Annotated in this window: 13 protein-coding genes; 5 read left to right on the top strand and 8 right to left on the bottom strand. The window is 64.6% G+C overall.

Translation table 11 applies throughout. The annotated features are described in order from the left end of the window. Positions 1-169 precede the first annotated feature (169 nt). The 3 genes from CK226_RS09140 to CK226_RS09130 all read left to right on the top strand — a co-directional run bounded on the left by CK226_RS09140 (position 170) and on the right by CK226_RS09130 (position 11,841). Positions 170-8,761, top strand: coding sequence for a glucoamylase family protein (locus CK226_RS09140; protein WP_095791632.1), 8,592 nt, complete (start codon positions 170-172; stop codon positions 8,759-8,761). A gap of 380 nt (positions 8,762-9,141) precedes the next feature. Further along, positions 9,142-10,914 (top strand): glucan ABC transporter ATP-binding protein/ permease, encoded by a 1,773-nt coding sequence (locus tag CK226_RS09135; protein WP_095770491.1) that lies wholly within the window; start codon positions 9,142-9,144, stop codon positions 10,912-10,914. Positions 10,915-11,076: 162 nt separating this feature from the next. Continuing rightward, positions 11,077-11,841, top strand: coding sequence for a heme ABC transporter permease (locus tag CK226_RS09130; RefSeq protein WP_095791631.1), 765 nt, complete (start codon positions 11,077-11,079; stop codon positions 11,839-11,841). Positions 11,842-11,869: 28 nt separating this feature from the next. Here the strand turns inward: CK226_RS09130 and CK226_RS09125 are convergent, their stop codons facing one another. Beyond that, positions 11,870-12,928: a D-TA family PLP-dependent enzyme gene (locus tag CK226_RS09125; protein ID WP_095791630.1), complete on the bottom strand. Its 1,059-nt coding sequence runs from the start codon at positions 12,926-12,928 to the stop codon at positions 11,870-11,872. Positions 12,929-13,113: 185 nt separating this feature from the next. On the opposite strand from CK226_RS09125, the gene CK226_RS09120 reads away from it, so the two are divergent. Then, positions 13,114-13,800, top strand: a complete 687-nt coding sequence (locus CK226_RS09120) for a D-lyxose/D-mannose family sugar isomerase (RefSeq protein ID WP_095791629.1) — start codon at positions 13,114-13,116, stop codon at positions 13,798-13,800. A gap of 19 nt (positions 13,801-13,819) precedes the next feature. Here CK226_RS09120 and CK226_RS09115 read toward each other — a convergent pair whose 3' ends face one another. Genes CK226_RS09115 through CK226_RS09085 form a run of 7 tightly spaced genes read right to left on the bottom strand, consistent with a single transcriptional unit; the run spans position 13,820 to position 20,124 of the window. Continuing rightward, positions 13,820-14,095 carry a hypothetical protein gene (locus CK226_RS09115; RefSeq protein WP_179295927.1) on the bottom strand — a complete coding sequence of 92 codons (276 nt, stop codon included), beginning with the start codon at positions 14,093-14,095 and terminating at the stop codon, positions 13,820-13,822. Positions 14,096-14,119: 24 nt separating this feature from the next. Continuing rightward, on the bottom strand, positions 14,120-14,983 hold the full coding sequence (locus CK226_RS09110) for an RDD family protein (RefSeq protein WP_095791628.1): 864 nt from the start codon (positions 14,981-14,983) through the stop codon (positions 14,120-14,122). Continuing rightward, positions 14,970-15,989, bottom strand: coding sequence for a stage II sporulation protein M (locus CK226_RS09105; RefSeq protein WP_095791627.1), 1,020 nt, complete (start codon positions 15,987-15,989; stop codon positions 14,970-14,972). Before CK226_RS09105 ends, CK226_RS09110 begins: the two co-directional genes overlap by 14 nt. After that, a complete protein-coding gene (locus CK226_RS09100) occupies positions 15,986-17,290 on the bottom strand; it encodes a DUF58 domain-containing protein (protein WP_095791626.1) in 1,305 nt (434 codons plus the stop codon). Before CK226_RS09100 ends, CK226_RS09105 begins: the two co-directional genes overlap by 4 nt. After that, the gene (locus tag CK226_RS09095) at positions 17,287-18,243 is read right to left on the bottom strand and encodes a MoxR family ATPase (protein WP_095791625.1); all 957 of its coding nucleotides are present in this window, start codon (positions 18,241-18,243) and stop codon (positions 17,287-17,289) included. The genes CK226_RS09100 and CK226_RS09095 overlap by 4 nt, the downstream gene beginning before the upstream one ends. Beyond that, entirely contained in the window at positions 18,230-19,444 is a 1,215-nt protein-coding gene (locus CK226_RS09090; RefSeq protein WP_095791624.1) for a DUF4350 domain-containing protein, read from the bottom strand. Before CK226_RS09090 ends, CK226_RS09095 begins: the two co-directional genes overlap by 14 nt. Then, positions 19,441-20,124, bottom strand: a complete 684-nt coding sequence (locus tag CK226_RS09085; RefSeq protein WP_095788467.1) for a DUF4129 domain-containing protein — start codon at positions 20,122-20,124, stop codon at positions 19,441-19,443. The genes CK226_RS09090 and CK226_RS09085 overlap by 4 nt, the downstream gene beginning before the upstream one ends. Before the next feature lie 90 nt (positions 20,125-20,214). On the opposite strand from CK226_RS09085, the gene CK226_RS09080 reads away from it, so the two are divergent. Beyond that, positions 20,215-20,997 carry a hypothetical protein gene (locus CK226_RS09080; RefSeq protein ID WP_095770482.1) on the top strand — a complete coding sequence of 261 codons (783 nt, stop codon included), beginning with the start codon at positions 20,215-20,217 and terminating at the stop codon, positions 20,995-20,997. Positions 20,998-21,077 lie beyond the last annotated feature (80 nt).

Genomic DNA, 21,077 nt, shown 5'->3' with positions numbered 1-21,077 from the left:
ACGAGAGCGAGGGGCGCTCGTCTTTGAGTTTGGTCGAAAGATGACGCTCTGTCGTGGTGCGGAAACAAACTTTCGGCATAGGGGTTGATGCAACCAATTGCATTTGAACCGGTTTTAGGGCCATTGCCGTGGCGGTGACGCCGCTGAGTGCCCGCTTACGGAATTTTCAATGAATATTCAGACGAATCCTGCCCAGATCGAGAAGACAAGCGCGAGCTTCCCGGCCATCACGGAAGAGCCGATAAGGTCGACATTCCTGCCGGAGGAGCGCCTGAGGCTGCTCGGCGAAAGCCTGGCAAAGGGCGATCTCGCCGACCTGTTCGGCCTGATCCCCTTCGATTTCCAGGCCCGCATCCGCGACAGCGCCAAGAAGATCCTCGAAGTCTATCGTTCGACCAATGCCGCGCAGGCCAAGGGTGAAACGATCACCCCGGCCGCGCAATGGCTGCTCGATAACAACTATCTGGTCGAGGAGACCATTTTCCAGGTCAAGCGCGACCTGCCGCGCCGCTTCTATCGTCAGCTGCCGACGCTGAAACTGCCTGACGGCGGCACCGTGCCGCGCGCGCTGGCGCTGGCCTGGACCTATGTGGCGCATTCGGACAGTTCCGTCTCGGCGACCATGTTCAAGTCCATCGTCCAGGGTTTTCAGTCGGTCGAGCCGCTGAAGATCGGTGAACTCTGGGCGCTGCCGTCGCTTTTGCGCTTCGTGCTGATCGAAAATCTCCGCCGGCTGGCCGTCAGGGTCAATCGCACCCGCCAGATGCGCCAGATCGCCAACGATGTGGCCGACAAGGTGCTGGCGACCGACGAGAGTGCCGACCGCCAGGCGATCCTGGCCAATTTCAGCACTCACGCGCAGGACACAACCTTTGCCACGCAGCTTCTCTACCGCTTGCGCGATGGCTCGCAGAATGCCGGCAAGGCCCTGGAATGGCTGGAAGGCGAGCTCGAAAAGACTGGTTCCGATGCCGAGGAGATCATCATCTCCGAGCATCACACGCTGTCCAGCGGCAATGTGACGACCGGCAACATCATCCGCGGCCTGCGCCTCATCAACGACGTCGACTGGACGGTATGGTTCGAAGGTGTCAGCCGCATCGACACCGTGCTGCGCGAGCGCACCGATTTTGCCGCGCTCGACTTCTTCTCGCGCGACCAATACCGCACCGCGATCGAGGAACTGGCCCGCCGCTCGAACCTGTCGGAATACCGCGTCGCCGAAAAGGCGATCGAACTGGCCGGCCAGGCCGCTAGCGAACACGCCGCCAGCGAACACGTATCGGCCGGCGATGGCGACGATTCAGCTCCGGCTCCGTCCGCGCATACCGATGTCGGCTTCTTCCTCGTCGGTCCGCGCCGTCTGGAGCTGGAAAAAGCGATCGGCTATCGGCTCACCATCAGCCAGACGGTCAAGCGGACCTTCGCCAAGACCGGATGGTTGGGCATCGTCCTGCCTGTTTTCGCACTGACGGCCTTGCTTCTTGTCGTCACCGGCAACGCGTTGGCCAATCTCGGCCTTTCGGTGGCCTCGATCGTCCTGATGCTGGCGCTGTTTGCCGTGCCGGCGAGCGAGGGCGCGCTGGCGTTCTTCAACACGGTTGTCTCGCTCTTCCTCAAGCCGACACGCCTGATCGGCTACGACTACAGGCACGGTGTGCCGCCCGAGGCGCGCACGCTGGTGGTTGTGCCATCGCTCATCGGCTCGCGCGACGATGTCGAGGAAAACATCCGCAACCTCGAAGTCCATTACCTTGCCAATCTGGTGGACGAGATCCATTTCGCGCTGCTGTCGGACTGGCCCGACTCCAAGATCGAGATCGATGCGGCCGACACCGAGATCCTCGAATATGCCCGTGGCGAGATCGCCCGTCTCAACGCCCGCTATCCCACGGAAGGCGCGCCGCGCTTCTACATCCTGCATCGCCGCCGGCTCTTCAACGCCGCTCAAGGGGCCTGGATGGGTTGGGAGCGCAAGCGTGGCAAGCTGCATGAGCTTGACCTTTTGCTGCGTGGCGACAGCGACACGACTTTCCTGCCGCTCGACGTGCCGCTGCCGGAAAAAGTCGTCCATGTGATGACGCTCGACGCCGACACGCGCACCACGCGCGATGCGGTGGCGAGCCTCGTCGGCAAGCTCTGCCATCCGCTCAACCGCCCGCATTTCGACGCCGCCAGGCGCGTCGTCACCGCCGGCTACACGATCCTGCAGCCGCGCATCACCGCTTCGCTGACATCAGGCGACGAGGCCTCGTTCTTCCAGCGTGTGTTCTCGGCCAATCGCGGCCTGGACCCCTATGTCTTCGCCGTCTCCGACCTTTATCAGGATGTCTTTAGCGATGGGTCCTTCACCGGCAAGGGCCTCTATCATGTCGATGCCTTCGAAGCCGCGCTGCAAGGCCGCATCGAGGAAAACACCGTCCTCAGCCACGATCTACTCGAAGGCGCGCTGGCGCGCGCGGCACTGGTCACCGACGTCGAACTGGTCGAGGACTATCCGACTCGCTACTCGGTCGACGCCTCGCGCCACCATCGCTGGGCACGTGGCGACTGGCAGCTGCTGGGCTTCATCCTCGATCCGCGTTCCGGTGTTCCGGCCCTGTCGCGCTGGAAGATGGTCGACAATCTGCGCCGCTCGCTGACGCCGACCTTCTGGGTGATGGCGGCGATCGCCGGCTGGACCCTGCTGCCCTTCACACAGGCCGCGCAATGGCAGGCACTGCTGATCCTCAGCCTGTTCATGGCGCCGACCTTCGATGTCGTCAACGCCATCCTGCCCAAGAGCGGCGACCAGACACCGCGCGGCCATTTCTCGGCGCTGGCGCGCGATGTCGCCTTCGGCACCGCCATGGTGGCCCTGAAGATCGTGCTGATGGCGCACAACGCTTGGATGATGGGCGACGCCATCGTGCGCACGCTCTACCGGCTGTTCGTCAGCCGCCAGAATCTCCTGGAATGGCGCACCGCTTCCCAGGCCCACAAGGCCGGCGACAACGATGTCGGCTCCTATTACGGCATGATGTACGGCGCCGTGATCATCGGCTTCGTCGGCCTGGCCATTCCGGTGCTGGCCGATTCCACCGGCGCCTTCGTCGCCTTCTTCTTCGCCCTGTTCTGGATAGGCTCGCCGGCGATCGCCAGCTGGATCAGCCGCTCGGCCGAAACCGAGGACCGGCTGCGCATATCGCAGGCCGATATCCACACGCTGCGCACTATTGCGCGGCGCACCTGGCACTATTTCGAAAGCTTCGTCACGGCGGAGCATCACAATCTGCCGCCGGACAATTTCCAGGAAAGCCCGGCCCCGGTCGTGGCGCCGCGCACGTCGCCGACCAATGTCGGCGTCTATCTCCTGTCGGTGGTCTCGGCGCGCGATTTCGGCTGGATCAGCCTGTCGGATGCCATCACCCGCATTGACGCCACCATGACGACCATAGAGAGCATGCCGCGCCACCGCGGCCATCTCTTCAACTGGTACGACACCACGACGCTGAAGCCGCTCTACCCGCTCTACATTTCGGCTGTCGACAGCGGCAATCTCGCCGGCCATCTGGTGGCTGTGGCGGCTGCCTGTGCCGAATGGGCGGAAGCGCCTTCCGTTCACCTCCAGGGCGATTTCGAAGGCATTCTCGACACGGTCACCATCCTGAGCGAAAGCCTCGATGAGTTGCCCGACGACCGCCGTCAGCTCAGGCCTCTGCGCCAGCGTCTCGTCGATCGCCTGGACGGCATGCGGCGCGCCGTCGAGACGATCAAGGCGCAGCCGGAAATGGCCTCGATCCGCACCATCAACCTCGCCGTGCTGGCGGGCGAGATCCGCAAGCTGGCCACCGCCATCCACACCGAGGCGGGCTCGGCCCAGAGCGACATCATCGTCGACTGGGCGGCGAGGCTGGAAGCCACTTGCGAGGCACATGTCCATGATGCCCACAGCGACGACAACGCCGTCGAAGCGCTGCGCGCCAAACTCCTGACCTTGCGTGAGCGCACCCGTCGTTTCGCCTTCGAGATGGAATTCGCCTTCCTGATGCGGCCGGAACGCAAGTTGCTGTCGATCGGCTACCGGGTCGAGGAACACCAGCTCGACGAAAGCTGCTACGACCTTCTCGCCTCCGAGGCGCGGTTGACCAGCCTGTTCGCCATCGCCAAGGGTGACCTGCCGACCGAACATTGGTTCCGGCTCGGCCGTCCGATCGTCGAGATCGGCTTCCAGGGCGCGCTGATGTCCTGGTCGGGCTCGATGTTCGAATATCTGATGCCGCCACTGGTGATGAAGGAGGCGCAGGGCTCGATCCTCAACCAGACCAGCAAGCTGATCATCAAGCGCCAGATCCAGTATGGTCGCCAGAAAAACGTGCCCTGGGGCATCTCGGAAGCGGCCTACAACGCCCGCGACCGCGAACTGACCTACCAGTACACCAATTTCGGCGTGCCCGGGCTTGGGCTGAAGCGCGGTCTTGGCCAGAACACCGTGATTGCGCCCTACGCCACCATAATGGCGGCGCAGTTCAACCCGCGCGAAGCCGTGCAAAATCTCGCGCGTCTGCGCGGCATCGGTGCGCTTGGCCCGCATGGCTTTTACGATGCCGTCGACTTCACGCCGCAGCGCGTGCCTGAAGGTACCAACCACGCGGTCGTGCTGAATTACTATGCGCACCATTCGGGCATGTCGATCGCGGCGGTCGCCGACGCGATCTTCGAGGGTCGTCTGCGCGACCGTTTCCACAGCGATCCGGTCATCGAATCGGCTGAACTCCTGCTGCAGGAAAGGGCGCCGCGCGACATCCCGACCGCGACCGTCAGGACCGAAGCGGACGAGCGCGCCAAGGACGAGACCGAAACCGAGAGCCCCGACACGCGCATCGTGCTGGATCCCCTGCGGGCGCTGCGTTCGACCAATGTGATGTCGAACGGCCGTTATTCGGTGATGGTGACGGCAACCGGCTCCGGCTACAGCCGCTGGGGCGACCTTTCCGTTACGCGCTGGCAGCCGGACCCGGTCGAGGATCGTCTGGGTTCCTACATCTTCCTGCGTGACGTCAGCACTGGAGACTGGTGGTCGGCAACGGCGGAGCCAAAGCGCGCGGCCGAGGAGAAGGTGCAGACCCTGTTCTCCGACGACAAGGCGAGCTTCGTCAAATTGGTCGGCACGTTGCGCTCCGAGGTCGAATGCATCGTCGTTTCCGAAGGCAATGGCGAGGGCCGTCGCATCACGCTCTACAATGAAAGCACGTCCGATCGTTTCATCGAGGTGACGTCCTTTGCCGAACTGGTGCTGGGTTTGGAGGCTTCCGATTACGCGCATCCGGCCTTCTCCAAGATGTTCGTGGAGACTGAAATCGCCGCCAACAACGGAGCGATCTTCGCCACGCGCCGCAAGCGCGAAACCAGCGAGCCCGATATCAACCTGGTGCATTTCGTCACCGATCCGTCGGGTCCGGCGCGCGATGCCGAGGCCGAGACCGACAGGCGCGCCTTTATCGGCCGTGGCCGCTCGATCGTCGATGCCGCCGCTTTCGATCCGGGCGCCAGACTTGGCGGTCATTCCGGCTTTACGCTCGATCCCATCGCCTCGCTGCGCCGTCAGGTGCGGGTGCCCGCAAACAAGAAGATATCCCTGACCTTCTGGACCGTGGTCGGGGCCAACCGCACCGAACTGGAAGAGGCGATAAACCGTCTCGACCATCAGGAGAGCTTTGCCCGTCAGGCCATGCTGGCCTGGACGCGCAGCCAGGTGCAGACGCGCCATATGGGCCTCAGCCTGACCGACGCCGCCAATGTGCAGAAACTGGCGCGCTACCTGATCTATCCCGACGCGTTCCTGCGCTTGCCGGCCGAATCCATCGCTTCGGGCCTCGGCAAGCAGTCGAGCCTGTGGCCGACCAGCATTTCGGGCGATTTTCCGATCTTCCTGGTCAGGATCGGCGACGTCGCCGATCTGGAGATCGTCGCCCAGGCGCTGCGCTTCCAGGAATATATGCGCACCCGCGGCATGATGATCGACTTCGTCGTCGTCAACGAGCAGGCCTCGTCCTATGTCCAGGATCTGCAGCGCGCGGTCGAGACGCTGTGCGAAAACAGCCGTCTGCGCGGCAAGGAACTCGGTCCCCGCCAGCACATTTTCGCGGTGCGCCGCGACCTGATGGAAGAGACCACCTACAAGACGTTGCTCGCCGTCGCCCGGGTGGTGCTGCATACGCGCAACGGCACCATCTTCGATCAGATCGAACGGGCCGAGGCGGCTGCCTTGCAGGCGCGCGACGGCCTGCCGTCCATCGGATTGCCGGCTCCACGCGAAATCCCGGCGGCGCATGCCTTTGCCCCGCAGAACGTGGCGGATGTCAGTGCCGATGGCTCTGGCCTCAGCCAATGGAATGGCTTTGGCGGTTTCGACGGCGACGGACGTCACTATGTGGTGCGCCTGGCCGGCCGACGCACCACGCCGCAGCCCTGGATCAATGTCGTCTCCAACGCCTCGTTCGGCTTCCATACGTCGGCCGAGGGGGCAGCCTTCACCTGGAGCCGCAACAGCCGCGACTACCAGTTGACGCCGTGGTCCAACGATCCGGTCTCGAACCGGCCGGGCGAGGGTATCTATATCTACGATCAGGCCAGCGGCAGGGCGTTCTCGCCGATCGCTGCGGTGGTGCGCGATCCCTCGATGACCTACGAGGCCTGGCATGGCCAGGGCTTCTCCACCTTCCGCTCGAAGCGCGGGCCGCTATCGATGGACCTGACCCATGTGGTCGACCCCGTCGATCCAGTGAAGATCACGCGGCTGCGCATCCAGAATTCTGGCCCGGTGCCGGCGCGGCTGCGCGTCTATGCGTATGCCGAATGGGTGCTTGGCGGACATCGGTCGCGGACGGCCGCCACCATCGTCTCATCCCGCGACGGGGCGACCGGCGCATTGCTGGCGCAAAACCCCTATGGGCTCGATTTCAGCGAGCGCGTCGCCTTCCTGGCCGCCGACGCCGCTGTCCATTCGGTGACATCGGATCGGTCGGAGTTCCTCGGCCGGCACGGGTCCAGCGAACTGCCGCAGGCTGTGCTGACCGGCGCGGCCCTGTCGGGCCGTGTCGAGGCTGGCGACGATCCCTGCGCGGCGATCGCCCGCGACGTCGAGATCCCGGCCGGCGGCGACGTCACGCTGCTCTGGCTGCTCGGCGATGCCGACACCCCGGCGCAGGCAAGCGCGCTGGTGCAGACGCATCGGGGCAAGGATTTCGATCAGCGTCTGGCCGACAATGAGCGCGAGTGGCGCGGTTTCCTCGACACCATTCAGGTCGAGACGCCGGACAAGGCGCTCGATGCCATGGTCAATCACTGGCTGCCCTATCAGAGCCTTGCCTGCCGCATCCGCGCCCGCTCGGCCTTCTACCAGGCAAGCGGCGCCTTCGGCTTTCGCGACCAGTTGCAGGACACGCTGGCGCTGCTGGCGCATGATCCGACACTGGCGCGCGATCAGATCCTCAACGCCGCGCGGCGGCAGTTCCCTGAAGGCGACGTGCAGCATTGGTGGCTGCCGCGCACCGGGGCCGGCGTGCGCACATTGATTTCCGACGACGTGGTCTGGCTGGCCCACGCCACGGCGCGCTATCTCACCGTGACCGGCGACGCCGCCATCCTCAAGGAGCAACTGCCCTTCATCGACGGGCAGGCGCTGGGGGAGGGCGAGCATGACGCCTTCTTCACTCCCGAAATCTCGAAGAAGACGGTGTCGCTTTACGACCATTGCGCGCGCGCGCTCGACCTGGCCATCAAGCGCAGCAGTCCTGCCGGCCTGCCGCTGATCCTTGGCGGTGACTGGAACGACGGCATGAACCGTGTCGGCGAGCACGGCAAGGGCGAGAGCGTGTGGCTGGGCTGGTTCCTGCTGAAGACGCTGGGCGACTTCACCGCCGTCGCCAAGGGCGAGGGCGACAACAAGCGCGCCCAGGCCTGGGCAAAGCATGCCGAGGCGCTGAAGCGGGCGCTCGAGAGCACGGCATGGGACGGCGAGTGGTACCGGCGCGGCAGTTTTGACGACGGCACGTCCTTGGGATCGCGCACCTCCGAAGAGTGCAGGATCGATTCCATCGCCCAGTCCTGGAGCGTGCTTTCAGGCGAGGGCGACCCGGCGCGGTCGACGACGGCGATGCAGCAGGCGACCAGCCTGCTCGTCGACGACAAGCTCAAGATCGTCAAACTGTTCACGCCACCCTTCTCGAAGACGCAGAAGGACCCCGGCTACATCAAGAGCTATCCGCCCGGCGTGCGCGAGAATGGCGGCCAGTACACGCATGCGGCGACGTGGTTCGTCATCGCGCTGGCCGAGATGGGGCAAACCGACGAAGCCTATCGCTGCTTCTCGATGCTGAATCCGGTCAACCACGCCTCCGACGAGGCCTCGGCCGAGCAATACCGCGTCGAACCCTACGTGGTGGCCGCCGATATCTATGCCGGAGACGACAAGGGCGGGCGCGGCGGCTGGACCTGGTACACCGGCTCGGCGGGCTGGCTCTATCGGGCAGCGGTCGAAGGCATCCTCGGCATCGAACGGCGCGGCAAGCAGATCACGTTTCGGCCGAAACTGCCCAGCCATTGGGATGGCTACCAGGCTTCCCTCAAGATGCTGGGCGCCGAGATCAAGGTTCACGTCGTTCGCGACAAAAAAACCAAGACGATCTCGCTCGAAGTCGATGGTTCGAAAACAAAGTCCGCCTCCTTCGAACCGAAAGCCGGCACCCAGACTGAGGTCGTGGTCAAGATACCGGCGTAAAATCAACGTCTTAGGTCGATAGATCGCGCGTCCTTCGGGACGCGCGATGCCGCGAATGTTTACTTGCGTGCGGTCGCTGACGGCGTCCGCCAGGGTCCGCCAGGCGTCGCCTGACACTTCATGCAAGCCTGCCGTGATTAAAAATGTGGCAGCGCTCGGCCACTGCCATGATTTTGCCGCAAGGCTGACATTTCACCTTTTATCTCAAACCGTTAGGTGATCACGTCAGATTTCGCATCGTCGTCATCTTTTGTTCGCTAAATGGGAACGGAAGCGATAGACGGGCATTGTTTTGCGACGCGTCAACCGTTACGTGTCAAGCAATGGTGCAGTGCACAATACCGCATTGAGCACAGTAGAGAATTGGCGGAGTAGCTGAAGTGTCACTTCTGCAGATCTATTGGAGAGCGCTGGGCTATCTGGCCGCCGACAAGAGGCGCGTCGCGCTGATTTGCGGCGCCAATGTCGCACTTGCCGCCATCGCCATCCTGGAGCCGATCATGTTTGGCCGGGTGATCGATGCCATCTCCGCGCATGGGTCGGTATTCTCCACGCTTGCCGTATGGGCCGGTTTGGGCGCCTTCAACGTCATCGCTTTCGTCCTGGTGGCGCGCGGCGCCGACCGCTTTGCTCACGCCCGGCGTAGCGAAGTGCTGTGCCAGTCGTTCGAGCGCGTCATCACCATGCCGCTCGCCTGGCATCATCAGCGCGGCACGTCCAACGCCCTGCACACGTTGCTGCGTGCCGTTGAGACGCTGTTCAGCCTGTGGCTCGAATTCATGCGCCAGCATCTGTCCACGGCTGTCGCGCTCGTCCTGCTCGTGCCGACGGCGCTCAGCATGGATGTGCGTATGTCGATGGTGCTGCTCGCGCTTGGCGTGCTCTATGTCGGCATCGGCCGTCTGGTGATGAAGCGCACCAAGGGGGGCCAGGCCGCCGTGGAGCGCCATTATCACAAGGTGTTCGCCCATGTGACGGACTCCGTGAGCAACGTCGCCGTTCTCCAGAGCTACAACCGCCTTGGCCATGAGGCCGAGACTCTGCGCCGCTATGTCAAGAACCTGCTCGACGCCCAGAACCCAGTGCTCGACTGGTGGGCCATCGCCAATGCGCTCAATCGCCTCTCGTCGACCATCTCGATGATGGTGGTGCTTCTGATCGGCGCCTATCTGGTGACCCATGGCCAGCTGCGCGTCGGTGATGTCATCGCCTTCACCGGCTTCGCCACGCTGCTGATCTCGCGGCTCGACCAGATGTCGGCTTTCGCCAACCAGATTTCGGAGGCTCGCGCCAAACTCGAGGAGTTCTACAAGCTCGAGGACTCGGCCGCCGATGCCGCCGAGCCGGATGGCCTGCGCGATCTCACCAATGTCACCGGCCATGTCCGCTTCGAGGATGTCTGCTTCGAGTTCGCCAATTCGGGACAGGGCGTCAGCGACGTATCCTTCGAGGTTCAGGCCGGCCAGACCGTCGCCATTGTCGGACCGACGGGTGCCGGCAAGACCACGCTGATCAATTTGCTGCAGCGCGTCTTCTCGCCGTCCAGCGGCCGCATCCTGATCGACGGCATCGATACCCGCACCGTGACCCGCAAGTCGCTGCGCCATTCGATCGCCACCGTGTTCCAGGATGCCGGACTGCTCAACCGCTCGATCGAGGACAACATTCGCGTCGGCCGTGCCGAAGCCAGCAATGACGAGATCCATGCCGCGGCCGTCGCGGCTGCCGCGCAGGACTTCATCCTGGCCAAGAGCAATGGCTACGACACGGTGGTCGGCGAACGTGGCGGCCAGCTGTCGGGCGGTGAGCGCCAGCGCATCGCCATCGCTCGCGCCGTGCTGAAGGACGCCCCGATCCTGGTGCTCGACGAGGCGACCAGCGCGCTCGACGTCGAGACCGAGGACCGCGTCAAGGAAGCGATCGACGAATTGCGGCGCGACCGCACCACCTTCATCATCGCCCACCGCCTGACCACTGTTCGCGACGCCGATCTGGTCGTGTTCATGGACAAGGGCAGGGTGGTCGAAATGGGTGGCTTCGCCGAACTGTCGCTGCGCAACGGCCGCTTTGCCAGCCTGCTGCGCGCCGGCGGCCTGCTCAACGACGAGGAAGTCCGCCGCCTCAGCCGCTCAGTGCAGGGCGAGGCAGCGTGATCATTGTTCTTTACCTCCCCTTGTGGGGAGGTCGGACCGAAGGTCCCGGTGGGGCAGTGCCGCCCCACTGCTTCGCAGCGACCCTCCCAACAAGGGGGTAACCAAGCCTGCGACACCGCCGCTCGATTGCCCCAATCGCGCCGGCGGTTTATGTAAAGCCGCATGAGCGACACGACTTCACGCCTGAGCGGCTGGATGGGCCTTGCCAACCCGACGCGCTTCGTTGGGCTGGCCGACAAGGTCGTGCCATGGCTGGCGACGATCGCCGCGCTCATCCTTGCCGTCGGGCTTTATATGAGTTTCGCCGCGCCCGAGGACTTCCAGCAAGGCATTACCGTGCGCATCATGTACATCCATGTGCCCTTCGCCTGGCTCGCCATGATGTGTTACTCGCTGATGGCGGTCTCAGCCCTTGGCACGCTGGTCTGGCGGCATCCGCTGGCCGATGTCGCGCTGAAATCGGCGGCCCCCATCGGCGCCGTCTTCACCGCACTGGCGCTGATTACCGGTTCGATCTGGGGCAAGCCGATGTGGGGCACCTGGTGGGTCTGGGACGCGCGCCTGACCTCGGTCTTCGTGCTGTTCCTGATGTATCTCGGCATCATCGCGCTGACCCGTGCGCTCGACGACGCCAGCCGCGCCGCGTGGGCCGCTGCCATCATCACGCTGGTCGGCTTCATCAACATCCCGATCATCAAATTCTCGGTCGACTGGTGGAACACGCTGCACCAGCCGGCCTCGGTGTTCCGCCTCGGCGGCCCGACCATCGACCCCAGCCTGCTCTGGCCGCTGCTGGTCATGGCCGTCGGGTTCACGGCGTTGTTCTTCACGCTGCACCTGATGGCGATGCGCACCGAAATCCGCCGCCGCCGGGTGATCGCCATGCGGCGGGTAGCGGCTCGGCAGGCGGAGCGGCAACCGGCCTGAAACCCACCTGTCACTGGACCGTAGGCGGTCAGGCCATCAGCCCGCGCGCTGCCACCGGCAACGTTTCGAGCACCTGCTCGCCGTCGATCAGGTTGACCTCGTTGAACAGATTGGTGACGACGCAGCAATGGTCGGGCACCACGCGCACACGCTCGCCGATGCGCAGCTTCGCGTCGCCGGAAAGCGTGACGGTGCCATGTTCTTCGCTGAGCCCGGTGACCCTTGCGTCGGGAGCGCCGAGGAGCTCGCCAAAATCTTTCAGCCCCAGCGTGTCACTGGACAGCGCCTTGCTGCCGGCATCGAGGATGGCGCGGGTTGCCGTCGGGTGGCTGACCACTGTCGACAGCACCGTCAGCGCGCAATCGCTCAAGGTGCCCACGCCTTTGGCGACCTGGTAGCGGTCGAGATAGATGTAGGTGCCAGGACGATATTCGGTGACGACCGATGCATCGCTGGAGCGCCACATGTCCGGGGTGCCGCCGCTGGAGATGCGTTCGCAAGCGAGGCCTGAAGCGGCCAGCACCTGCTTGGCTTTCGCAAGCCAGGCTTCGGCCTCGGCCGCGCGGCCAGCGGCTGGATAGGTCATCAGCCCGCCGAAGGCGAGGCCATCGGCCTTGTCGATCAGCCTTGCCAGCGCAACCGCCCCATCAGCCGTTTGCACGCCGCAGCGGCCCATGCCGGTGTCGCATTCGACCAGAACCTGGAGAGGATGGCCGGAATCGGTGAAAGTGGCCGCCAGCCCTTCCAGCGTTTCCATGCTGTCGGAAGTGACCGACAGAGTTACGCGGCCGTGCAGCGCCTTCAGCCGTTCCAGCTTGGCGCGGCCGAGGATGTTGTAGGGTAGAAAAATATCGGACAGCCCGGCATCGGCCATCACCTCGGCCTCGCCGATCTTCTGGCAGGTTATGCCGACGGCACCCGCCGCGACCTGCTTCTTCGCCCAATAGGGCAGCTTGTGCGTCTTGATATGCGGCCGCAGCTTCAGTCCGTTCCTGTCGGCGTGGGCCTGTGCGCGGGCAATGTTGGCTTCGGCGCGAGCGGCGTCGATCAGGATCGACGGCGTATCGAGATCGTGGACGGTCGGCATCTTCTATCCCTGTGAGAATTCGCAGGGTTTATGAGCCTGAAAGTGCTTGATGTCATGCGGCCAGCGGACCGGACCGCTGGGCCATCCGCGAGTAGCGCAGGCGCGGGCACGGCGAGATGGATCGACACCGCAGCGGCGTTCGGCTATGCGATTTGTCTAAAAAATCCACACGAAGGGTCACGATCATGAAACGCTCCGCCATCAACGACGTCATCCGCGAAGCCGACGCCTTCATCCGCTCGTTCGGCTATATCATGCCGCCCTTCGCCTATTGGTCGCCCGAGGAGATGAAGGCGCGCCAGGTCGATTCCTCGGCGATCTATACCTCGCGACTCGGCTGGGACATCACGGATTACGGCCAGGAAAAATTCAACGAGCTCGGCCTGTTCCTGTTCACCGTGCGCAACGGCCGCTACGAGGACATGAAGAAGGGCATGGGCATGCTCTATGCCGAGAAGATCATGATCTCGCGCAAGGACCAGCTGTCGCCCATGCACCGCCACAACATCAAGGCCGAGGACATCATCAACCGTGGCGGCGGCAAGCTGGTGCTGGAACTGTTCATGCACGACCGCGACGGCGGCATTGATCTCAAGGCCGAGGTGTCGGTGCCCGTCGATGGAACCATCCACCGGCTGCCGGCTGGCGGCCTGCTGAAGCTCGACCCGGGCCAGAGCGTCACGCTGCTGCCGGGCGTCTGGCATGCCTTCTGGGCCGAGGGCAAGGATGTGCTGATCGGTGAGGTGTCGACCGTCAACGACGATCTCACCGACAATGTTTTCCGCGAGCCGATCGGCCGCTTCTCCAACATCGACGAAGATGTCGCCCCGGTGCACCTGCTGGTGGCCGACTATGAGAAGTGGCTGAGGTAGGGCAGGCCTCGCTGCCTCCTTATTCCTGACGATCGAGGATTCCGCGAAGTCTGCGGACTTCGGCCACAAGGCGAGGGATGTCCTGGCGTGCGGCTGCTATGAAATCCTGGTCGGCGACAGTAGCGCCGCTCAGCTCGATATCTTCGCCTCGGCCAGCTCCTGCCCCGATTTGAATGAAATTCGATCCGCTTAGAAAATCCCGGCCTTCGATCCATGACTTCCACGGTCCGGGCTGGGCCATGGCCGCCCGGGCCTCCATTTCCTGGAGTTCGAGGTCGGATGGCGATGTGTTCATGGCAGTCCCGCAGGCTGTAGGTTGCTACCGCGCATACTTGTCCGCCTTGCGGTTGCCGAGCAGCAGCTTGCGCTCGAGATGCGCCCTCAGATCACCGTAGTAGGCGGTCAAAAAGGCCTTCGAATCGATCGGCTCGATCCTCGCGCCGATCTTGCGGCCGATCGTTTCCGCCACAGCTTTCATTGCAGAATAATCGTCGCGGCGCAGCACTTCTTCCAGCTTGTGCAATTCGGCGATGCCATAGGCGTCGAGCTGCGCCGGGCTGAAAGGGAAGCGCCTGGCGACCGGATCCTTTCGCTGCGAAAGGTCCTCGACCAGCTTGAATTTCGGCGTCTCCACCACCCAGGTTCCGGCAAGCAGGTCGCCAATGCGCAGCCGGTCGTGGTTGAACAGTAGAAACAGCGAGAACAGCAGCGACCACACCAGGCCGAAAATCGTCGACAGCGTGTCGGCTACGCCGGCGCCGCCGCGCGCGGCGATGATCGACAGCGGCAGGAAAACCTCGATCTCGCGCATCAGGTTGCGCGCGATCACCTGGTCGATGGTGAAACCCGCGCCGCTGCGCGAGGCGACCCGCACGCCGACGATCCGCTTGCCGGGCGTCGCGGCCCGCCGGCCCGCCTCGAAGGTGATGAAATAGACGTTGCGCAGCAGGAAGATGAAGATGATCCAGACGATGAAGAGCGGCTCCGCCTCCTTCACGCCAAGGCCGCCGAGGCCGAAGATGACGACGAGGGTGACCGCAACAGCGGCCGCGACGATGATCACCACATCGAGCAGGAAGGCCGAAGCCCGCGTACCGGCGTCCGCCAGCTTGATCCTGAGGTCGACGCCTTCCGGCGTGATCAGTGGCCTTGTCAGCTCGGCAGGGTTCCTAGCCGTTGCCATGTCGCACCATCCGGAACAGGTAGAAATAGGCGATCCACAACGTCAGCATGCCGCCGCCAATGGCGTAGCGCGTCGCATCGCTGGTGATCGTCTGCCGGCCGATGCCTTCGAGCAGGCCGGCAAACAGAAGCATCATCATCACGCCGACCATCACGGTCGCCGCCACCCGCCCGGCCTGGGCGGCGGCAGCCATCCGGGTCAGTTCGCCGGGGAAGGCGATGCGCGTGCCGATGCGCATGCCGGCCGCGCCCGCCAGCGCAATGGCGAACAGCTCCGTCGTGCCGTGGATCGACAGCCAACCGCCAAGCTCCAAGCCCAGCCCCTTGGCCGCATAGACCTGGAACAGCGCGCCCAGCATGCATCCGTTCATCAGGATGATCAGAACGCTCGGCACCGCGAAGGCGAAGCCGAGAGCAAAGGCCAGGATCGCCACCTGCGTGTTGTGGGTGAACAGATAGGCGGCAAAGCCGGACAGGAAATGGCTGCTCCCGCCATCGTAGAGCACGCTGCGCAGCACTTCGGTCGACGAATCCGGATTGCGCCCGCCGGCAAGGCTGGGTGCGATGATGGCGTCGTACCAGCGTTTGTCGGAGGCCACCAGCCAGTAGCCGGCAATGGCGCCGATCACCGTCAGTGCGACCGACACCCAGGTCTCGCGCCACAGATCGCGGATCGCCGCCGGCCAGTCACGCAGGAAGAAATCGCCGACGCGCTCCCTCAAACTTCGTCGCGCGCCATAGAGATAGAAATAGCCGCGCAGGCTGAGCGCCTCCAGATAGGCGATCAGCGCGCTGTCGAGCGACGTCGCGCGGGCCACCGAGAGCGAGGACAGCGCCGAACGGTAGAGCAGGGGCAGCGACAGCAACTCGTCTTCCGAAAGCGTGCGCGGCGCGCGTCTTTCGACGCGGGCCAGCAGCGCCTCGAACGCCTTCCAGTCGGCCTCGCGCTCCTGGCGGAAGCTTGCCAGCGACTGGCGTACGGCATCGGTGCCGGCGGGCAGCGTCATAGGAGGTTCTCCTCCTTGAGCTGGATATAGCGCTCGACCAAGGCCGGACCGAGCCGCTGATGGTCGGCCTCGATCACATGGGCGCCCAGCAGCCGCAGCCGCCCGATCACCACTTGGCGCTCCCGAAGCAGGCCGCCCGCAGTGACCGCGCGGGCCACATCCTCGGGTTTCGCGGGCGGCATGTCGGCCAGCGTCTCCAGTTCGACATCCTTCATCAGCATGAACAGCACCAGATGCCGCTCGGTCAGCCGGCCGACGGTGCGCAGCATCAGATCGGCGCTGATAGGATCGACGAAATCGGTGAAGACGATGACCAGCGAGCGCCGGTCGAGCTTTGCCGCCAATGTCGTCAGCGCCAGCGTGAAATTGGTCTCCGCGCCGGAATAGTCGATCTCGGCCGCTCGCTTCTGGATCATCGTGAAACTCGGCGAGCCGCGCACCGCGCCGCTCGAGACGCGGGGCGTGGCATCGAAGGAGAACAGGCTGACGAGGTCGCCGCCCTTGAGCGCAATGAAGGCCGACAGAAGTGCCGCCGTCACCGCCCGGTCGACTTTCGGCACGCCGTCGACCGGCTCGCACATCAGCCGGCCGCTGTCGATCGCCAGCACGATGTTGTTGTTCTCCTCGATCCTGAACTCACGCGCCAGAAGCTTGCCGTGGCGGGCGCTGCGCTTCCAGTCGATCATCCGCCGGCCCATGCCTGGCTGATAGTCCTTCAGCGCCTCGAACTCGCGGCCCTGGCCGGCTCGCCTCTGCGCGTGGCCGTCGGCCAGCGCGGAGCGCTGCAGCAAGGTGATCGCCTCGTCGCGCGCGCTGCTGACGTCGGGCAGTACCGCCACCTTGCGGTCCATCGGCAGCACGACCTGGTTCCAGGTCAGCCCGAACGGGCCGTTCCAGCGCAGCCAGACCCGGTCGAAACTGGCAATGCCGCGCCTGCGCGCCGTGAATTCGAGATCGAGCGTGCCGCCGTTCGCCGGCAACGCGCCGCCTGTGTGGCCGACCGGCTCCACACGCTGATCGTGGCCGACACGCGCTTGCAGCACGCGCGCCTGCTGGCCGAGGCTGGCCGCGACATGCACGGTAAAGCGCCCGCCGACGCCGACCTGCGGTGGCGCCGAGAGACTGGCGCTGAGCGAGGCACGCCCACGCCCGGCCGCCGCGTCGACCGCGAGAAATGCAAGCAGCACACAGATCCACAGCAGGCCCAGGTACCAGACATGTGGCAGCGCAAGCGCGATGAGGAAGGCAGGGATCGCCCCCGCCGCCGCAGCCCACACCGCTCTGCCGGTCGGGTAGATCAACGCGGCGCCTCCGTCTGGTCGACCAGGTCGGAAACGATCTGCTCGACCAGCCGCCCATCGATCTGCGCCGCCGGCGACAGGATGACGCGGTGGCGCAGCGCTGGTATGGCGAGCGCCTTGACGTCGTCGGGGATGACATAGGCGCGGCCGTCGAGTGCCGCCCTGGCGCGTGCGGCCCGGGCTAACATGGCGCCCGCCCGCGGGCTGGCGCCGACCTCAAGGTCCGGGCTTTCGCGCGTGCGGCGCACCAGGGCCGCTATATAGCCGACGACATCGTCGACCAGCGTCACGTCACCAACCGTGGCAAGTGCTGTTTCCAGCGTCTTGCGGTCCGTCTGCGCGTTGATGCCGTATTGCGCAATATCGTGCGAGGCGGTGCCGCCGCCATGATGGACGATGATGGCCCGTTCCTCCTTGAGATCGGGATAGCTCACCCGATGCTTGAACAGGAAGCGGTCGAGCTGTGCCTCGGGCAGGGGGTAGACGCCCTGATGCTCGATCGGGTTCTGCGTGGCCACCACCATGAAGTTCTGGCTGAGCGCATGCGTGGTGCCGTCGAAAGTGACGGCGTGTTCCTGCATGGCCTCCAGAAGGGCGGCCTGCGTCTTCGGCGGCGTGCGGTTGATCTCGTCGGCAAGCAAAAGGTCGCAGAAGATCGGCCCGCGCGTCAGCGTGAACTGCCCGCTCTGGAAATTGTAGATGTTGGAGCCGACGATATCGCCAGGCATCAGGTCGGGCGTGAACTGGATGCGGCCATAGGCGACGCCAAGCGCTTGCGCGAAGCATCGCGCGGTCATGGTCTTGGCGGTTCCCGGCGGGCCTTCGAGCAATATGTGACCGCCGGCGAACAATGCCGTCAGCATCAGATCGACCGTGTCGCGCTGCCCGGTGATTGCTTTCGCCACTTCTTCCCTGATCGCGGTCGCCAGGGCCTTCACATCATCGACGTTCACCGAGCCTCCTTGTCGTCCAGTCATGCAGCGCTTCCGCTGCTTGATGCATTTGCGCCAGATTCCCGGCTTCGCTCGCGGCCTTGAAGCGACGGCTGAAGCCCTGCGTTTCGCTTCGGTCGCGAGAATCGAGCCAGCGGTCGAGCGCTTCGCCCGGCAAGCCTTGCGGCGCGCCGAGCAATGCGCCGGCACGCGCCCGCATCAGCGCCGCATACCGATCGCCGAGCTCCCCGAGCCGCCCGGCGCGCTTCAAGAGCATCGCCGTGCTGTCGACCAGCGCCCGCTTGCCGAAGGCAATCGCCCGGGCCTCGGTGCGCGGCGGCCCGAACCGGCCGAGCCCATGCAGGAAGGCGAGGGCCGCCGCCGCCAGCACCGACAGCGTCAGCGCCAGGAAGGGCGGCTCGACCAAAAGCTTGGCAAGATCGTATTTCTGCCCGACGCCATGCAGCGTCAGGTCGAACATCACCGCGCCCTTGCCGGGCTCCAGCATGGCGATGATGTCGAGTGCCGCCGCCGCCTTTTGCGGATCCTTCAACGCCGCGTTGTTGATAAGATCGGGGTCGGTCAGGATGTAGAACGGCCCTTCGTCGAGCTCCGTGAGAACGGCCTTGCCATTGCCCGCCGCGATCAAGGGGTGATCGTCCGCGACCCATTGCAGGTCTTCCGGCGCGGCGACCATGCGGCCGGCGACGTCGATCTGCCCGACCGAACTCTTGCCTTCGCCAAGCTTGGCCTTGGCGATGCGCCCGAGCCAGTCATTGACGACGGTATCGGGCAGTCGTTCGAGCTTCATCTCCCAGCCTTCATGGTCCTGCAACGGCAAGGTGATCCATTTGGGCAACACGAACAGCGTGGCCTTGCCCGAGCGAAGCTTGATGATTCTTGCCAGCGCGCCCGGGTCGCTGTTTGGCGCGATGGTGACGATCAGCAGGAATTCGGACGCCAAGCCGAAGCTGAGCGCTTCCTCGCTGCGCGCCATCGGTGGCGCCTGTCCATTGGCGAGTTTCAGCCATTCGACGAGCCCGGCATAGCCGGAGCCGCCCTTGGACAGCGGCGTGCCGCCCCCTTCCGGCTGGCGAAAGTCCGGCGCGTAGGTCGACAGCAGGAAAAATCCCGCCGCCGCCAGCAGGCTGGCAAAAATGCCCCAGAACAGGGTTTTGCGGTTGAACGGTTCCTGCGCGGCCTCGACCGCCGGCGCGCTCATGTCCAGGCATCCCTGAAGGCGAAGCGTTCATAGGCGCCGCGCGCCTGCTGCCAGCCATCGGCTCCGACCGGCCGGCGGGCAAACAGCGCTGCCTCGACGATGCGCGCGATCTCGCTGAAGGGGCTGCGTGCCCGCGCCGGCAACGATGTGGCGCTGGCGATGTCGCGCGAGGTGAGCGACGGGCGCAGAAAGTCGGGCAGCCGCCCTGCAATGTCGGCGACGCTGCGGCGAAGCAGAAGATGCACCGCTTCGTCATAGTCGCCGCGCGCGGCGAGCGCGTCGGCCTCGGACAGCAGGATCTGCGCGGCACCAACATCCGGGCGCCATGCCTCTTCCGCCTCTGCCTGCTTGCGGGCGCGCCGCCACGGCAGGCGCCATGCCACGCCCTTGGCCTCCAGGGCAACGAGAAGCGCGATGACCGCGACGCCGACGATCACCGCGCCCCAGAACAGGTAGATCATGTAAGGGCCGATCTTCGCCAATGCTTCCAGGAAAGGCCGCAGCCATTCCGGCGGCTCGGGCTGCACCAGCGTCGGCAGGTCAAACTGGATGGAATCGTCCGCAAGCAACTGCTTGTGTATCTTTGCCAGCCATTCGGCGTCCTGCGGCTGTGCGACTGTCACCCGCTCGCCCCTCTGCACCTGCGGTTTGGTGCCGACACTGGCAATACGCCTGGACAATTGCAAGGCCACTGGACGAAGCCTTTTAATCTTGCCAGATTTACTTTCGAGGTTGGTTGTTTGGATGTTGCGGCGGCTCGGGGGAATATCATGACCACTGCGACATTGGGACAACCCGGCCGATTCGAGATCGGCAGGGTGTTCAACAACACCTTTGCCGTCATCGGCCGCAACATCGGGCTTTGCCTTGGCCTTGCCGCGTTGTTCGCCGGCGCGCCGACGCTGCTTGTCCGGTTGTGGACCCAGCCTCAGGTCGACGCGATGTTGCATGGCGATCCGGGCGCGATGGCGGATCCCCATGCGATGTTTCGCAATTCCTACCTCAGCCTCGTCGCCGGGCTGGTTTCCTTCGTTTTCACCATGCTGCTTCAGTCGTCACTGGTCCGGGCGACGATCGAGGACCTGAACGGCAGGCGGCCCTCCTTCGGCGACTGCATTCAGATTGCGATCCGCTTCCTGCTGCCGACGCTGGCGATTGGCTTCCTCGTCGCCTTTGGCTCGGTCCTTGCCATGCTGGCCCTGATTGTGCCCGGCATCATCTTGTGGCTCGGATGGTCGATGTCGGTGCCGGTCCTGATTCAGGAGCGGCGGGGCGTTTTCGGCTCGATGTCGCGCAGCCGTGCCCTGACCAAGGGCAACCGCTGGTCGCTGTTTGGCCTGTTTCTCATATTGATGATCATCGCGATGGTCATCCAGTGGGGGATATTGCTGGTTTTCGTCCTGTTTGGCGGGATTCTCGCGCAGCTGGGCGCCGCGCTGGTGCAGACCGTGGTCTCCATGGTGCTGTCGATCGCCGCCGCGGTCAGCTATGTCGAGCTGCGCCAGGTCAAGGAAGGCGCAAGCATCGACGAACTGGCGCGGATATTCTCGTAGCGGACGGCGCCATCACATGAGGGCTACAGCTGCCGAGTCCGACACCTTCGCGGCAGCGTCATCAAAATGGATGGCGACTT

The organism is Mesorhizobium sp. WSM4311, assembly GCF_002295115.1.
Taxonomy (GTDB): Bacteria; Pseudomonadota; Alphaproteobacteria; order Rhizobiales; family Rhizobiaceae; genus Mesorhizobium.
The sequence above is the reverse complement of the archived record's forward strand: the minus strand, read 5'-3'. Positions and strand labels throughout refer to the sequence as shown.

Bases quoted from the DNA above. Each gene is read 5' to 3' on its own strand.
- CK226_RS09140 (WP_095791632.1), top strand. From the start codon at position 170: ATGAATATTCAGACGAATCCTGCCCAGATCGAGAAGACAAGCGCGAGC.
- CK226_RS09130 (WP_095791631.1), top strand. From the start codon at position 11,077: ATGAGCGACACGACTTCACGCCTGAGCGGCTGGATGGGCCTTGCCAAC.
- CK226_RS09125 (WP_095791630.1), bottom strand. From the start codon at position 12,928: ATGCCGACCGTCCACGATCTCGATACGCCGTCGATCCTGATCGACGCC.
- CK226_RS09120 (WP_095791629.1), top strand. From the start codon at position 13,114: ATGAAACGCTCCGCCATCAACGACGTCATCCGCGAAGCCGACGCCTTC.
- CK226_RS09115 (WP_179295927.1), bottom strand. From the start codon at position 14,095: ATGAACACATCGCCATCCGACCTCGAACTCCAGGAAATGGAGGCCCGG.
- CK226_RS09110 (WP_095791628.1), bottom strand. From the start codon at position 14,983: ATGGCAACGGCTAGGAACCCTGCCGAGCTGACAAGGCCACTGATCACG.
- CK226_RS09105 (WP_095791627.1), bottom strand. From the start codon at position 15,989: ATGACGCTGCCCGCCGGCACCGATGCCGTACGCCAGTCGCTGGCAAGC.
- CK226_RS09090 (WP_095791624.1), bottom strand. From the start codon at position 19,444: ATGAGCGCGCCGGCGGTCGAGGCCGCGCAGGAACCGTTCAACCGCAAA.
- CK226_RS09080 (WP_095770482.1), top strand. From the start codon at position 20,215: ATGACCACTGCGACATTGGGACAACCCGGCCGATTCGAGATCGGCAGG.